Source organism: Streptomyces sp. NPDC048436 (assembly GCF_043200355.1).
Taxonomy (GTDB): domain Bacteria; phylum Actinomycetota; class Actinomycetes; order Streptomycetales; family Streptomycetaceae; genus Streptomyces.
Map to the genome: position 1 here is coordinate 1 of NZ_JBICXP010000009.1, position 14639 is coordinate 14639.

Here is a 14639-nt window from a genome sequence, read left to right on the forward strand (position 1 = left end):
TTTCCGACTCTATCAGACTCTTTCGTGTCCGATTTCCTCGGTGCCTTTCCGGTTCCCGCTCCTGCCTTTCGGCTTTCGCGTTTCCCTTTCCGGCGAGTCCGACTCTATCAGATCCTTTCGGGCCTGATTCCCAGTCAGCGGGCCTTTGTCTTCCCGGCTGTTGGGCCGTTCCGACGAGTGAGACTTTAGCGGAATCCTCGCTCCCCGGCTAATCGGGGGCGTCCTTTCGAACGCGGATTCCTCATTTCGCAAAAGCGCATGAAAACGAGCAGACGACGGGGCATCGAAGATGACACGGCATCGATCGCTTGAATGGTTGTGCGGAATGGCTGCCCGGGGACCGACCAAGGGTCGACGCTCACGTCGGGCAACTCGGAGAACAGTACGGAGGCGGTCAAGGTGTGTCAACCCGAGTACACGGAGGGCCCTGCGAGCTACTGTAGGAGCCGTGACTACGCATGCGCACACCCAACTGTGGTGGGCCGCCTGACGGCGGCCGTACACACGCATGTACCCAACGGCCGCCGACTCGGCGGCCGTTCTTGTTTCTCCCCCAGGAGGACCCGGAGCCCGGCCGTCGGGCCGGCGGGCCTGACCAGGAGGCGGAGAGATGACGAGGATCTTCAGCGGGATCAAGCCGACGGGGCACCTGACCCTCGGGAACTACCTGGGCGCCCTGCGCCAGTGGGCAGAGGTTGATCAGCACCGGGCGGAGTCGCTGTTCAGCATCGTCGACCTGCACGCCCTGACCGTGGACCACGATCCAGGCCGGGTGCGCAGGCTCAGTCGGCAGGCGGCGACGCTGTTCCTCGCGTCGGGGATCGATCCGGAGCGGGCCGTCGTGTTCGTCCAGAGTCATGTGGATGAGCACGCCCGGCTCTCGTATCTCCTTGAGTGCATCGCGACGGACGGCGAGATGCGGCGGATGATCCAGTACAAGGAGAAGTCCGCGCGGGAGGCCGCGCGGGGCGGCAGTGTGCGGCTTTCGCTGCTCACCTATCCCGTCCTTATGGCGGCGGACATCCTGGCGTACGGGGCGGACGAGGTGCCGGTCGGGGACGACCAGGTCCAGCATGTCGAGCTCACCCGGGATCTGGCGGTGCGGTTCAACCAGCGGTACGGGCACACGTTCGTGGTGCCGCGGGCCACGTTTCCCAAAGTGGCGGCCAAGGTCATGGATCTGCAGGACCCGACGTCGAAGATGGGGAAGTCCGGCGACACCGGGGCCGGGATCGTCTATCTGCTGGACGAGCCGGATGTCGTACGGAAGAAGATCATGCGGGCGGTGACCGACAGCGGGTCCGAGGTCGAGTACGACCGTGAGGCCAAGCCGGGTGTATCGAATCTGCTGGAGATCCTCGCGTCCTGTGAGGGTGGGGATCCCGAGGGCTTGAGCGGTGAGTACGAGACGTACGGGGCCTTGAAGAAGGACACCGCCGATGCCGTGGTGGAGGTGCTGCGGCCCTTGCAGGAGAAGCACAAGGAGCTGGTCGCCGATCCCGCGTATGTGGAGGACGTGTTGCGGCGGGGGGCCGAGCGGGCGCGGGAGATGGCCCGGCCGACGGTGGACACCGCCTATCGCGCCATCGGTCTGCTGCCGCCGGTGAACGAGGCGCGGTAGGCGCGGGGGCTGGTGGTGAGGCGCGAGGCGAAGTGCTGGCGCATCGTGACCTCACTGCCGAAGCCCGCGCGGCGTGCCACTTCGGGCATGGGCAGGTCGGTGCGTTCCAGGAGCTTCTGCGCTGCCGCCAGGCGCTGGTCCAGGAGCCAGCGCAGGGGGGTGGTGCCGGTGGCCGCCGTGAAGTGACGGGCGAAGGTGCGCGCCGACATGCCTGCCCGGGTGGCGAGGCCGGCGACGGTGAGCGGTTCGTGGAGGTGCCGGAGGGCGTATTCGCGTACGGAGGCCAGCGCGTCGGCGTCGCGGTCGGCGTGCGGGGTGGGGTGCTCGATGAACTGGGCCTGGGTGCCGGTGCGGAAGGGGGCGGTGACCATCGAGCGGGCGACGGCCGCCGCCGCTTCGGAGCCGTGGGCCGTGCGGACCAGGTGCAGGCAGAGGTCGATGCCGGCGGCGGTGCCCGCGGCGGTCCAGATGTTGTCGTCCTCGATGAAGAGGGCGTCGGGTTCGACGGTGACGCGGGGGTGATGGGCGCGGAGCAGGTCGACGAGGCCCCAGTGGGTGACCGCGCGGCGGCCGTCGAGGAGGCCTGCCTGGGCGAGGGTGAAGGCGCCGCCGCAGAGTGCCGCGATGGTGGTGCCTCGGGTGTGCGCCTTGCGCAGGGCTTCGAGGACGGGGGCCGGGGCGGGGGTGACGTGGTCGTCGAGGCCGGGGACGACGATCAGGTCGGTGGTCGAGAGGCGGGTCAGCCAGGCGAGGGTTCGGTCGGGGGTGAGGGTGAGGGCGCCGCGCATGGGGACGGGTGCGGGGTCGGCGGCTACGCGGCGGAGGTCGAAGGCGGGTACGCCGCGGTCGGTGCGGTCGGTGCCCCAGACCTCCGTGATGACGGAGACGTCGAAGGCGCGGATGCCGGGGAAGGCGAGCAGGGCGATGCGCTGGGGGGTGGGGGCGAGCGGTGGCTTGGGCACGGTGGCAGTAAACCATCGGTCGATGGCTTTCTTCCCTCTGGGCCGTGGGGAGGTGTGGCGGCAGCATCGTCTTCATGGACATCGCAGAGAACGCAGCGCTGGTGGTCGTGGACGTACAGAAGGGTTTTGAGGAGGAGGGGTTCTGGGGAGCGCGGAACAATCCGGAGGCCGATGAGAACATCGCGTCGCTCATCGACGCCTGGCAGGCCACGGGGCGCCCGGTCGTCTTCGTACGCCATGACTCGTCCCATCCGGCGTCGCCGCTGCGGCTCGGGTATGCGGGGAACGACTTCAAGGAGTACGTCGAGCAGCGGCGCGGGAAGGGCGCGGGGGCGGAGCTGTTCGTGAAGAAGACCGTGAACTCGGCCTTCTACGGGACGCCGGATCTGGACGCGTGGCTGAAGGCGGAGGGGATCTCGCAGTTCGTGGTGGCCGGGATCCAGACGAACATGTGCGCGGAGACGACGGCGCGGATGGGCGGGAACTTGGGGTACCGCGTGCTGTTCGCGCTGGACGCCACGCACACGTTCGACCTTGAGGGGCCGTTCGGCTGGCGGCGCACCGCGGAGGAGCTGGCGCAGGCCTCGGCGGTTTCGCTGCACGGCGGGCGCTTCGCGGAGGTGGTGACCACGGAGGCGGTCGTCGCCGCGGCGGTGGCCGTATAAGGGGCGCGGCCTGTGCGCGCCCCTATGCCCATCGGCGACGGTCAGCTGTTGCCGGAGGCGAGTTCGCGGCTGCGGTCGCGGGCGGCTTCCAGGGCGGCGATGAGGGCTGCTCGTACGCCGTGGTTCTCCAGTTCGCGGATGGCGTTGATGGTGGTGCCGGCCGGGGAGGTGACGTTCTCGCGGAGCTTGACCGGGTGTTCGCCGCTGTCGCGGAGCATCACGGCGGCGCCGATCGCGGCCTGGACGATCAGGTCGTGGGCCTTGTCGCGGGGCAGGCCGAGGAGGATGCCGGCGTCGGTCATGGCCTCGACCAGGTAGTAGAAGTACGCCGGTCCTGAGCCGGAGAGTGCGGTGCAGGCGTCCTGCTGGGTCTCGGGGACGCGCAGGGTCTTGCCGACGGCGCCGAAGATCGCCTCGGCGTGGGCGAGGTGGTCGGCGGTTGCGTGGCTGCCCGCGGAGATGACGGACATGCCTTCGTCCACGAGGACCGGGGTGTTGGGCATGACGCGGACCACGGGGGTGCCATCGGCGAGGCGTTCCTCGATGAAGGAGGTGGGGATGCCTGCGGCGGCGCTGATGACCAGGCGGTCGGGGGCGACGTGCGGGGCGAGCTCGTCCAGGAGGCGGCCCATGTCCTGCGGCTTGACGGCGAGGATGAGGGTGTCGGCCTGCTTGGCGGCTTCGGCGTTGCTGACGGGGTCGACTCCGTAGCGGGTGCGGAGTTCCGCGGCGCGGTCGGAGCGGCGGGTGGTGACCAGGAGATCGGCGGGGGCCCAGCCGGCCCGGATCATTCCGCTGAGGAGGGCTTCGCCGATCTTGCCGGTGCCGAGGACTGCGACGGGCTGGGGCATGGGTGGGTCACCCTCCAGGTGCGGGTCAGCGGGACGTTCTGGTCCGGCCATCCTCGCATTGGCGGGTCAGGCCGTGCGGCGGCGGAGGGTGGCGGCGCCGAGGGCGAGGACGAGTACGGCGCAGGCGGCGACGATGACGGCGTCGCGTACGAAGTCGCCGGTGACGGAGGGGTGGCGGAGGACTTCGTTCATGCCGTCCACGGCGTACGACATGGGCAGGACGTTCGAGATCGCTTCGAGGACCGGCTGCATCTTGTCGCGCGGGGTGAACAGGCCGCACAGGAGCAGCTGGGGGAAGATCACGGCCGGCATGAACTGGACGGCCTGGAACTCGGAGGCCGCGAACGCGGAGACGAAGAGGCCGAGCGCCGTGCCGAGCAGGGCGTCGAGCAGCGCGACCAGGAGCAGCAGCCAGGCGGAGCCGGTGACGTCCAGGCCGAGGACCCAGAGGGCGAGGCCCGTCGCGAGGACGGACTGGACGACGGCGAGGGCGCCGAAGGCGAGGGCGTAGCCCGCGATGAGGTCGCCCTTGGCGAGGGGCATGGCGAGGAGGCGTTCGAGGGTACCGGAGGTGCGTTCGCGGAGGGTGGCGATGGAGGTCACCAGGAACATCGTGATGAGGGGGAAGATGCCGAGGAGCGAGGCGCCGATGGAGTCGAAGGTCTGCGGGCTGCCGTCGAACACGTAGCGCAGGAGCAGCAGCATCACGCAGGGCACCAGGATCATCAGGGCGATGGAGCGCGGGTCGTGGCGGAGCTGGCGCAGGACGCGGGCCGCGGTGGCGAGGGTGCGGTGGGCGTTCATCGGGGGCTCCTGGCGGGGGTCGCACTTCCGGTGTCGCTGTCGCTCTGGGTCGCGTTCGCCTCCTCCACGAGGTGGAGGAAGGCCTCTTCTACGGTTTCGGAGGCGGTGCGGGTGCGCAGGGCCTCCGGGGTGTCGTCGGCGAGGAGTTCGCCCTCGCGCATGAGGAGGAGGCGGTGGCAGCGTTCGGCCTCGTCCATGACGTGCGAGGAGACGAGGATCGTGGTGCCCCGGTCGGCGGCGATGGAGTGGAAGAGGTTCCACAGATCGCGGCGGAGTACGGGGTCGAGGCCGACGGTGGGTTCGTCGAGTACGAGGACTTCCGGCGCCCCGAGGAGGGCCACCGCCAGGGAGACGCGGCTGCGCTGGCCTCCGGAGAGGTTGCCCGCGAGGGAGTCGGCGTGGGCCGTCAGGTCGACGTCGGCGATGGCGTGGGTGACGTGGTCGTGGCGGCGGTGGGCGGCGGCCCCGCGGCCGGGGTCGAGGACGGCGGCGAAGTAGTCGAGGTTCTGCCGGACGGTCAGGTCGTCGTAGACGGATGGATCCTGCGTGACGTAGCCGATGCGGGACCGGAGGCCGGGCGAGCCGGCCGGGTGGCCGAGGACCTTCAGGGTGCCGGTGACTTTGGCCTGGCTGCCGACCACCGCGCGCATCAGGGTGGACTTGCCGCAGCCCGAGGGGCCCAGGAGGCCGGTGATCTGCCCCTTCGGGACGGTGAAGTCCAGGGCGCGGAGGACTGTGCGGGGGCCTCGGATGACGGTGAGGGCCCTCGCCTCGACGGCGGGTGACGTCTCGATATTCATCATGTGATGATTATTGCGCCCAGGGCGCGGAGGACGTCAAGGGCTTGCGTCCCTCCCGGGCCCCTCAGCCCTTCCGGTTCTTCCTGGAGGGATTGCCCGCGCGGCGTGCCGTGCGCTTCGCGTACTGCTCGCGCGCCGCCTCGTACTCCTCGCGGTGGAGCGTCTCCCCCGGGGCCTCGGTGAGGGAGCGGAAGAAGTAGGCGAGGAAGACGCCGACGAAGCCGATGGTCAGGAGGCCGCGCATCGAGGACTGGGACGCCGGGTCGTGGCGGCGGGTGAACCCCTCCCAGGTGCGGCGGAAGGCGATCGCACTGCAGATCGAGAACATGATGAGGACCAGGAAGTTCACGAACGTCCCCACGTCCGCGATCGCCATCCCCTCATACGCGAAACGCAGCACGAAGCAGCCCGCCGCCGCGGCAAGCAGTGAGCCCGCCGCGACACCCACGCGGCGCGCGCCGTAGCCGTTGTCGTGGCCGACCCAGGTCGTGCCGAAGAAGCGGAGGGGCTCGGGCTGCGGGCCGGGGGCCGTCGCGGCTGTCGAGTCCGTGCGGTCGGGGGTGCTGGAATCTGCGCTCACCCGTCGAGTATCGCCCGCGGTGGCCCCGGACCTGACGCACATCGACACCGGGCAGGCGCGCCCTATTCGTCCCCCGCCTTGCCCTGCCGTACCACCCGGCGGCTAGTTTGGGTGGCAGGACAGGCAAACGGGCCCAGGTGGAAATCGGTGCACGGGGGAACGGGGAGGTCGGAGAGTGTCGCTCCGCGGAGGTGACCCAGCTGAGATCGGCGGCTATCCGCTCGAGGCGCGCCTCGGCTCGGGCGGCATGGGCACGGTCTTTCTGGCGCGTACGGCTTCGGGGCGACCCGTGGCCATCAAGCTGATCCACCAGCAGTTCGCCGGGGACGAGGAGTTCCGTATCCGCTTCCGGCAGGAGGTGGCCGCGGCGCGGCGGGTGAGCGGCGCGTTCACCGCCGCCGTGGTCGACGCCGACCCGGAGGCCGAACATCCGTGGATGGCGACCGCCTATATAGAGGGGCACACGCTCGCCCAGCGCATCGCCAAGACGGGCCCGCTGACCGGCGCGGAGCTGCGGATACTCGCCATCGGTCTGACGGAGGCGCTGCGTGACATCCACCGCGCGGGCGTCGTGCACCGTGACCTGAAGCCCTCGAACGTCGTGCTCTCGCCCGAGGGTCCGCGCGTCATCGACTTCGGCATCTCGCGCGCCGCGGACCAGCAGACGCTGACGATGACGGGGCGTGTCATCGGTACGCCGCCCTTCATGTCCCCGGAGCAGTTGCAGGCGCCGCGTGGGGTGGGGCCGCTGTCCGACGTCTTCTCGCTGGGCACGCTGCTGGTGTACGCGGCGACGGGGCAGGGGCCGTTCGACGCGGACAGCCCGTACATGACCGCGTATCAAGTGGTGCACGAGGAGCCGTCGTTGGGCGACGTCCCGACCGCTCTGCGCGCGGTCGTCGAGCCGTGCCTGGAGAAGGATCCCGAAGCGCGCCCCTCCACCGACGAACTCCTCGTACGGCTGCGGGACCTGCCCACCGACCTCGGCGGCACCCCCGCCGGCGGGGTCCACGCGGGCCGCACCCGGGACATGAAAACCCAGCATCACCTCACGACGGCGGACACCCCGCCGCCGACGGCCCTGACCGGCGTCGATACCGGCACCGGCACCGGCGCCGCCATCGGCCGCCGGCTGCGCCGCCGCTGGCGCCCCGTGCTCGCGGCCGCGGTCGCCGTGGCCGCGATCGGCGGCGGTGTCGCGGCGGTGACGTCCGGCGGACCTGATGAGCCGGGCACTGCGGGGAAGGGCGGCGGGAGCGACAAGGGCAGCATCGCCGCCGCGCCGGGTGCCGCGCTGCCGGACGGCTTCGAGCCCTGGCGCAAGACCGTCCGGGGCGGACGCGAGGACATCCCGGACGAGCTGCGCTGTGTCGCGCGCGGCGACGCGCTGTTCTGCGGGGGCGGCGGCGTCGTCGCGACCCGGGTCAGGGCCTCCGACGGCTCGCGCGTCTGGACGGAGAACAGCCCCGGCGTCCCTGTCCAGGGGATGCATCTGGTGGGCGCCACGAACGACACCGTGTTCGGCTACCGTTTCGCCGCCGAGGACGCGCCGGGCGGTCCCGCGACCGAGGTGGTGGCCCTCGACGCGAAGCACGGCACGGAGCTGTGGTTCGTGCCGTCCGGCGCCCAGTCGACGGCCGTCACGGGCCGGACGCGGGACGCCGTGGTGATCGGCTCCAGCGTCATCACGGTCGACGCGTCGAACTCCCGCCTTGAGGCGCGGGACGCGCGCAGCGGCAGTGTCACCTGGAAGACGCCTTTCCCGGCGGGCACGCGGTGCTCCCCGGTTCCGGCGGGTGCGCGGCTCTACGCGATGTGCGCGCCGGGCGCGGAATTGGAGGCCAGTGCGGTGCGCAACCCGACCCTGCACGTGGTCGACCGCGTCAAGGGGACGCTGGGCAAGGCCATCGCGGTCAAGGGTCCCGTCGTGCCGATGGGCGTCGCCGGCGACGCTCTCGTATTCCTGCGGCAGCACATGGAGGGGCCTGCGTCGGCCGGGTACGACGGGGTGGCGCGGGTCTCGTTGACCTCGCCGAAGGTCTCGTACTCACGGTTCGCGAAGACGTACGACGGGACGCCCGGCATGGGCGGCGGGGCCGTCTATCTGAGCGGGCAGACAGGTCTCGTCACGGCGCTGGACCCCGCGACCGGCCGCAAGAAGTGGTCGCGGCAGACGAGCGTGGAGGGCGCGTCGGGTCCTGTGGCGGCAGCCGGGGCGCTGTACTTCAGCTCGGCCAGCGGCCGGGTCGTCGCACTGTCGCCGCGAGACGGCGAGCCCCTGTGGACGACGGATCCCCGGGCCCAGGGCCTGACGGGCGAGTTGGGCGCGAGTCCGCGTGTGACCGTCGCCGGGCGCGCGGTGGTCGTGGCCGCGGCCGGGAACACCCTGTTCGCCTTCGACGCGGCGAAGCCGCCGAAGTCACGCTGAAGCCGCCGAAGTCCGGCTGACGGCCGGGCCTCGACGGCTCCCCTGCGCTCACCCCTGCGCTCAGTTCAGAGGCCTCAGCAGCGCGGCGCCACGTAGCCGTCGCTGCCCGTGCGGACGTACGTGTCGGAGATGTAGCGCCCGCTGCCGATGCGGTCCCACAGCTTCGAGGTGCCGGTGGGTCCGGTGACCGTCTCGCCCGGCTTCTGGCAGTGGATGGTCACCCGGGAGCCCGCCGATACGCGGCCCACCTTGTCGTACGACGTACCCGGTCCTGAGCGGACGTTGACGTCCGCGGCGACGGCGTACGTCTTCGCCGCGGTGGTCTCCACGACCTCCGCGGCCTCCGCGACCTCGGGCACGATGACGTTCTCGCTCATGCTTCTCTCCCCCGTGAAGCGGCGGCTCGGGCCGCCCTTGGCATGTTCGTCACTGGGTGGACGCGTGAGCGAGGTGGGGTGGTTGCGGTGGCCGGGTTCCTTTCCCCGGCCCCGCACCGCCGGAAGCCGGGCGCTAGCCCAGCAGCGACACGTCCCGCACCGCGCCGCGGTCCGCGCTCGTCGCCATCGCCGCGTAGGCGCGCAGCGCCGCGGAGACCTTGCGTTCGCGGGCCTTGGGGGCGTAGACGCCGCCCAGGGCCTCGCGGCGGCGGGTCAGCTCGGCGTCGTCGACGAGGAGTTCGATGCCGCGGTTGGGGATGTCGATGCGGATGCGGTCGCCGTCCTCGACCAGCGCGATCGTGCCGCCGGACGCCGCCTCGGGCGACGCGTGGCCGATCGACAGGCCCGACGTGCCGCCGGAGAAGCGGCCGTCCGTGACCAGGGCGCAGGCCTTGCCCAGGCCGCGGCCCTTCAGGAAGGAGGTGGGGTAGAGCATTTCCTGCATGCCGGGGCCGCCCTTGGGGCCCTCGTAGCGGATGACGACCACGTCGCCTTCCTTGATCTGCTTCTTGAGGATCTTCTCGACGGCGTCCTCCTGCGACTCGCAGACCACCGCGGGACCCTCGAACGTCCAGATCGACTCGTCGACACCGGCCGTCTTCACGACACAGCCGTCCACGGCGAGGTTCCCCTTGAGGACCGCGAGGCCGCCGTCCTCCGAGTACGCGTGGGCCGCGTCCCTGATGCAGCCGCCGGCGGCGTCCGTGTCCAGGGTGTCCCAGCGCTTCGACTGCGAGAAGGCCGTCGCCGAGCGCTCGCAGCCCGGGGCCGCGTACCAGAGGTCGACCGCCTCGTCCGACGGTGAACCGCCGCGCACGTCCCACGTCTCCAGCCAGTCCTTGATGGACGGGGAGTGGACCGTGTGCACGTCCTCGTTCAGGAGGCCCGCGCGGTACAGCTCGCCGAGGATGGCGGGGATGCCGCCGGCGCGGTGCACGTCCTCCATGTAGTACGTGCCGCCGGGCGCGACGTTCGGGGCGACCTTGGCCAGGCAGGGGACACGGCGCGATACGGCGTCCATGTCGGCCAGGGTGTAGTCGAGCTCGGCCTCCTGGGCCGCGGCAAGCAGGTGCAGGATCGTGTTGGTGGAGCCGCCCATGGAGATGTCGAGCGCCATGGCGTTGTCGAAGGCGGCGCGGGTGGCGATGTTGCGCGGCAGGACCGACGCGTCGTCGCCGTCGTAGTAGCGCTTGGCGATCTCGACGACCGTGGCGCCCGCCTTCTCGTACAGCGCCTTGCGGCCGGTGTGCGTGGCGAGCATCGAGCCGTTGCCGGGGAGCGAGAGGCCGATGGCCTCCGTCAGGCAGTTCATGGAGTTGGCCGTGAACATGCCGGAACAGCTGCCACAGGTCGGGCAGGCGTTCTCCTCGATGCGCAGGATGTCCTCGTCCGAGACGCTCTCGTCCACCGCGTCGCTGATCGCGTTGACCAGGTCCAGTTTGCGGACCGTGCCGTCGACCAGGGTGGCCTTGCCGGCCTCCATCGGGCCGCCGGAGACGAAGACCGTCGGGATGTTGAGGCGCAGGGCAGCGTTCAGCATGCCGGGGGTGATCTTGTCGCAGTTGGAGATGCAGATCAGGGCGTCCGCGCAGTGCGCTTCCACCATGTACTCCACCGAGTCGGCGATCAGGTCGCGGGACGGCAGGGAGTACAGCATTCCGCCGTGGCCCATCGCGATGCCGTCGTCCACGGCGATCGTGTTGAACTCGCGCGGGATGGCGCCCGCCGCGGTGATCGCCTCGGAGACGATGCGGCCGACCGGCTGGAGGTGGGTGTGGCCCGGCACGAACTCGGTGAAGGAGTTGGCGACGGCGATGATCGGCTTACGCCCGATGTCCGCGCCGGGTACACCGGAGGCACGCATAAGGGCGCGTGCGCCCGCCATGTTGCGGCCGTGGGTGACTGTGCGGGACCTGAGCTCGGGCATCGTCGCTCGCTCCTTCGGGGATCGGGAGAGACATAAGGATCGACTGTCCTCGAGCGTACGCCGACGCTCCACGATCTGGACAGCGTGTCCGGATGGCGGGACGGCTGTCTCGGTGAGCGGTTCATTCCGGGGGCCGGCTCAGGGGCCGGTCAGATGCCCCTGCACCACCGGCGCGAGCCGCGCGATGATCACCTCCGGGTCGGCCGACGCCAGCGGCTCCACCTGGATCACGTACCGCAGCATCGCCGTGCCCACGAGCTGCGCGGCCGCCAGCTCCGCGCGCAGCTCCGCGTCAGGACGGTCGACGCGGCGGGCCACCCTGCCGAGCAGCTGCGCCACGATGAGGCGGCGGAAGACGGCCGCCGCCGTGTCGTTGTTCACCGCCGAGCGGACGATCGCGAGCAGCGGGACGCGGGTCGCGGGGTTCTCCCAGACGCCGAAGATGAAGCGGGTCAGGCGCTCGCCGACGCCGTCGAGCGGGCCCGCCTCGATCGCCGACGACGCGTCGAGCGCGGGCGCGAAGGCCACCTCGATCGCGGAGGCGAAGACCTGCTCCTTGGTGCCGAAGTAGTGGTGCACCAGCGCCGAGTCCACCCCTGCGGCCTTGGCGATCCCGCGCACGGAGGTTTTCTCGTACCCCCGTGCGGAGAACTCGGCGCGGGCCGCCTCCAGGATGCGGTCCCGCATCGCCGGACCCTCGGCCGACTGCGTACGCGAAGGGCGCCCCCTGCGGCGCGGAGCCGCACCGCCCGGCGCCGGAGCCGTCACGAGCGGGGCACCTGAAGCGCGGACGCCAGATGCAGCCGGGTGTAGGCGAGGGCCTCGGCGAGGTCGGCCTCGCGTTCGGCGCTGGACATCGCGCGGCGCGTGTTGACCTCGATGACGACGTGCCCGTCGAAGCCGGTCGTCGCGAGGCGCTCAAGGAGTTCGGCGCAGGGCTGCGTGCCGCGCCCTGGCACCAGGTGCTCGTCCTTGGCGGAGCCCTTGCCGTCGGCGAGGTGGACGTGGCCGAGGCGGTCGCCCATGCGGTCGATCATCTGCATCGCGTCCGTGCGGGCGGTCGCGGTGTGACTGAGGTCGACCGTGAAGTGGCGGTAGTCGTCCTTGGTGACGTCCCAGTCGGGGGCGTAGGCGAGCATCTCGCGGTCGCGGTAGCGCCACGGGTACATGTTTTCGACGGCGAAGCGGACGTCCGTCTCGTTGGCCATCCGCCAGATGCCCTCGACGAAGGCGTTCGCGTACTGCCGCTGCCAGCGGAAGGGCGGGTGCACGACGACGGTCGACGCGCCCAGCTTCTCGGCGGCGGCCTGCGCGCGCTGGAGCTTGATCCAGGGGTCCGTGGACCAGACGCGCTGCGTGATCAGGAGACAGGGGGCGTGAATGGCGAGGATCGGGATGCGGTGATAGTCGCTGAGTCTGCGCAGCGCCTCGATGTCCTGGCTGACGGGGTCGGTCCAGACCATGACCTCGACACCGTCGTAGCCCAGACGTGCGGCGATCTCGAAGGCCGTCGCCGTCGACTCCGGATAGACCGAGGCCGTCGACAGGGCGACCTTCGCATCCGGGATGCGCACCACTGGTTCTGCCACGAAGGACAGGGTACGGGCCTCGCCCAGGCGCGCGGGAGGTGGTCTCCCCCACACCTGGGCCGTATGTGACGTACGTCTACGCACCGTCGCCCGTGGTGGCCGCCTGGGCCGGCGGAAGGTGGTCGAGGCGGCGCAGGATGACGCCCTCGCGCAGCGCCCACGGGCAGATCTCCAGCGTCTCGACGCCGAAGAGATCCATCGCGCCCTCCGCGACGAGCGCCCCCGCGAGGAGCTGTCCGGCCCGCCCCTCGGAGACTCCGGGCAGCTCGGAGCGTTCCTGCGCCGTCATCGCCGCCAGTTGCGGAACCCAGTCCTCCAGGGATTTCCGCTTCAGCTCACGCTGTACGTAGAGGCCTTCGGCGGAGCGCGCGGCGCCCGCGAGCCTGGCCAGCTGCTTGAACGTCTTCGACGTCGCCACGACGTGGTCCGGTGCGCCGAAGCGGCTGAACTCGCCGACCGTGCGCGCGATCTGGGCGCGCACATGCCGCCGCAGCGCCTTCACGTCGGCCGGGTCCGGCGGGTCCTGGGTGAGCCAGGCGCCGGTCAGCCGGCCCGCGCCGAGCGGCAGGCTGACGGCGGCGTCCGGCTCCTCGTCGATGCCGTACGCGATCTCGAGGGAGCCGCCGCCGATGTCGATGACCAGGAGCTTTCCCGCCGACCAGCCGAACCAGCGGCGGGCGGCGAGGAAGGTCAGGCGGGCCTCTTCGGCGCCGGTGAGGACCTGGAGGTCGACGCCGGTCTCCTCCTTGACCCGGGCGAGGACCTGATCGGCGTTGCTGGCCTCGCGGACCGCGGAGGTCGCGAACGGCGCAAGATCCTCCACGCCCTTGTCCTCCGCCGCCTCCATCGCCTCCCGGACGGTGGCGACCAGGCGGTCGATGCCCTCGGGGCCGATCGCCCCGGCCTCGTCGAGGAGTTGAGCCAGGCGCAGCTCGGCCTTGTGCGAATACGCGGGCAGCGGGCGCGCGCCGGGGTGGGCGTCCACCACCAGCAGGTGCACCGTGTTCGAACCTACGTCGAGGACACCGAGTCTCATGTACGGAACGCTACTGCGCGTACGGCGCCCGCTGGTCCTCGGACCGGGTAGTGCGCGCATACCCTGGAGTCGTGCCAAAGACGAAAAAGGCGAAGACCGACAAAACGAAGCCGAAGACGAAGTCGGGGAAGCCGGGGAAGGCGGGAAAGCCGGAGAAGGCCCTGCCGGACGAGAAGGGCCTCGACTTCGCCCGTGCCTGGGTGGAGTTCCCGGATCCGGCGGACGACGAGCAGGTCTTCCGCTGTGATCTGACATGGCTGACCTCTCGGTGGAGCTGCATCTTCGGCAGTGGCTGCCAGGGCATCCAGGCGGGCCGGGCGGACGACGGCTGCTGCACGCTTGGCGCGCACTTCTCCGACGAGGACGACGAGAAGCGCGTGGCCGAGTCCGTGGCGCGGCTCACGCCGGACGTCTGGCAGCACCACGACATCGGCACGGTGAGCGGCTGGGTGTCGACGGACGAGGACGGCGAGCGCCAGACCCGCCCGTACAACGGCTCCTGCATCTTCCAGAACCGCCCCGGTTTCGCCGGGGGCGCGGGGTGCTCGCTGCACATCCTGGCGCTGAAGGAGGGCCGCGAGCCGCTGGAGACAAAGCCGGACGTCTGCTGGCAGCTGCCGGTCCGGCGGACGTACGAGTGGATCGACCGGCCCGATGACACGCGCATCCTCCAGGTGTCGATCGGGGAGTACGACCGGCGGGGCTGGGGCCCCGGCGGCCACGATCTGCACTGGTGGTGCACGTCGGCGACGTCGGCGCACGGCGCCGGTGACCCGGTGTACGTCTCCTACCGCCCCGAGCTGACGGAGCTGATGGGCAAGGAGGGCTACGACCGGCTCGCCGAGCTGTGCGAGGAGCGGCTTGCTTCGCAGCTTCCGTTGCTCGCGCCGCATCCGGCGGACCCGGCGCGCTAGCAGTTTCCTTTCGCCACCCCGCTCA

General features: G+C 70.9%; 14 protein-coding genes. 4 read left to right on the forward strand and 10 right to left on the reverse strand.

The genetic code is table 11. From position 1 onward, the window contains the following. Positions 1-610: 610 nt before the first annotated feature. Positions 611-1621: a tryptophan--tRNA ligase gene (gene trpS / locus ACGFX9_RS27680; RefSeq protein ID WP_393477598.1), complete on the forward strand. Its 1011-nt coding sequence runs from the start codon at positions 611-613 to the stop codon at positions 1619-1621. Here trpS and ACGFX9_RS27685 read toward each other — a convergent pair. Further along, positions 1576-2583 carry a GlxA family transcriptional regulator gene (locus tag ACGFX9_RS27685; RefSeq protein ID WP_393477600.1) on the reverse strand — a complete coding sequence of 336 codons (1008 nt, stop codon included), beginning with the start codon at positions 2581-2583 and terminating at the stop codon, positions 1576-1578. The genes trpS and ACGFX9_RS27685 overlap by 46 nt on opposite strands. 74 nt (positions 2584-2657) lie before the next feature. Here ACGFX9_RS27685 and ACGFX9_RS27690 point away from each other — a divergent pair, with 74 nt between their 5' ends. After that, a complete protein-coding gene (locus tag ACGFX9_RS27690) occupies positions 2658-3248 on the forward strand; it encodes a cysteine hydrolase family protein (protein WP_393477603.1) in 591 nt (196 codons plus the stop codon). 41 nt (positions 3249-3289) lie between these two features. Here the strand turns inward: ACGFX9_RS27690 and proC are convergent, their stop codons facing one another. The 4 genes from proC to ACGFX9_RS27710 form a co-directional block, all read right to left on the reverse strand. Next, positions 3290-4099 (reverse strand): pyrroline-5-carboxylate reductase, encoded by an 810-nt coding sequence (proC, locus tag ACGFX9_RS27695; protein ID WP_393477606.1) that lies wholly within the window; start codon positions 4097-4099, stop codon positions 3290-3292. Positions 4100-4165: 66 nt separating this feature from the next. Further along, positions 4166-4903, reverse strand: coding sequence for an ABC transporter permease (locus ACGFX9_RS27700; protein ID WP_393477610.1), 738 nt, complete (start codon positions 4901-4903; stop codon positions 4166-4168). Next, positions 4900-5706, reverse strand: coding sequence for an ABC transporter ATP-binding protein (locus tag ACGFX9_RS27705; protein ID WP_393477614.1), 807 nt, complete (start codon positions 5704-5706; stop codon positions 4900-4902). The genes ACGFX9_RS27700 and ACGFX9_RS27705 overlap by 4 nt, the downstream gene beginning before the upstream one ends. Positions 5707-5767: 61 nt before the next feature. Further along, positions 5768-6283, reverse strand: a complete 516-nt coding sequence (locus ACGFX9_RS27710) for an EamA/RhaT family transporter (RefSeq protein WP_393477619.1) — start codon at positions 6281-6283, stop codon at positions 5768-5770. Between the two features lie 175 nt (positions 6284-6458). On the opposite strand from ACGFX9_RS27710, the gene ACGFX9_RS27715 reads away from it, so the two are divergent. Beyond that, on the forward strand, positions 6459-8711 hold the full coding sequence (locus ACGFX9_RS27715; RefSeq protein ID WP_393477623.1) for a PQQ-binding-like beta-propeller repeat protein: 2253 nt from the start codon (positions 6459-6461) through the stop codon (positions 8709-8711). A gap of 74 nt (positions 8712-8785) precedes the next feature. Here the strand turns inward: ACGFX9_RS27715 and ACGFX9_RS27720 are convergent, their stop codons facing one another. The 5 genes from ACGFX9_RS27720 to ACGFX9_RS27740 all read right to left on the reverse strand — a co-directional run bounded on the left by ACGFX9_RS27720 (position 8786) and on the right by ACGFX9_RS27740 (position 13700). Then, entirely contained in the window at positions 8786-9088 is a 303-nt protein-coding gene (locus ACGFX9_RS27720) for an SH3 domain-containing protein (protein WP_393477628.1), read from the reverse strand. Positions 9089-9221: 133 nt separating this feature from the next. After that, positions 9222-11075: a dihydroxy-acid dehydratase gene (gene ilvD / locus ACGFX9_RS27725; RefSeq protein ID WP_393477632.1), complete on the reverse strand. Its 1854-nt coding sequence runs from the start codon at positions 11073-11075 to the stop codon at positions 9222-9224. A gap of 138 nt (positions 11076-11213) precedes the next feature. After that, complete coding sequence (locus tag ACGFX9_RS27730) at positions 11214-11762, reverse strand: TetR family transcriptional regulator (protein WP_393477636.1); 549 nt, start codon at positions 11760-11762, stop codon at positions 11214-11216. A gap of 77 nt (positions 11763-11839) precedes the next feature. Further along, positions 11840-12664 carry a sugar phosphate isomerase/epimerase family protein gene (locus ACGFX9_RS27735; RefSeq protein WP_393477640.1) on the reverse strand — a complete coding sequence of 275 codons (825 nt, stop codon included), beginning with the start codon at positions 12662-12664 and terminating at the stop codon, positions 11840-11842. Positions 12665-12740: 76 nt separating this feature from the next. Beyond that, positions 12741-13700 carry a Ppx/GppA family phosphatase gene (locus ACGFX9_RS27740; protein ID WP_393477644.1) on the reverse strand — a complete coding sequence of 320 codons (960 nt, stop codon included), beginning with the start codon at positions 13698-13700 and terminating at the stop codon, positions 12741-12743. 71 nt (positions 13701-13771) lie between these two features. On the opposite strand from ACGFX9_RS27740, the gene ACGFX9_RS27745 reads away from it, so the two are divergent. Further along, positions 13772-14614: a hypothetical protein gene (locus ACGFX9_RS27745; protein WP_393477649.1), complete on the forward strand. Its 843-nt coding sequence runs from the start codon at positions 13772-13774 to the stop codon at positions 14612-14614. Positions 14615-14639 lie beyond the last annotated feature (25 nt).

Coding starts and splice junctions, on each gene's coding strand:
- trpS (WP_393477598.1), top strand. CDS start 611: ATGACGAGGATCTTCAGCGGGATCAAGCCGACGGGGCACCTGACCCTC.
- ACGFX9_RS27690 (WP_393477603.1), top strand. CDS start 2,658: ATGGACATCGCAGAGAACGCAGCGCTGGTGGTCGTGGACGTACAGAAG.
- proC (WP_393477606.1), bottom strand. CDS start 4,099: ATGCCCCAGCCCGTCGCAGTCCTCGGCACCGGCAAGATCGGCGAAGCC.
- ACGFX9_RS27700 (WP_393477610.1), bottom strand. CDS start 4,903: ATGAACGCCCACCGCACCCTCGCCACCGCGGCCCGCGTCCTGCGCCAG.
- ACGFX9_RS27705 (WP_393477614.1), bottom strand. CDS start 5,706: ATGATGAATATCGAGACGTCACCCGCCGTCGAGGCGAGGGCCCTCACC.
- ACGFX9_RS27720 (WP_393477628.1), bottom strand. CDS start 9,088: ATGAGCGAGAACGTCATCGTGCCCGAGGTCGCGGAGGCCGCGGAGGTC.
- ilvD (WP_393477632.1), bottom strand. CDS start 11,075: ATGCCCGAGCTCAGGTCCCGCACAGTCACCCACGGCCGCAACATGGCG.
- ACGFX9_RS27730 (WP_393477636.1), bottom strand. CDS start 11,762: ATGCGGGACCGCATCCTGGAGGCGGCCCGCGCCGAGTTCTCCGCACGG.
- ACGFX9_RS27740 (WP_393477644.1), bottom strand. CDS start 13,700: ATGAGACTCGGTGTCCTCGACGTAGGTTCGAACACGGTGCACCTGCTG.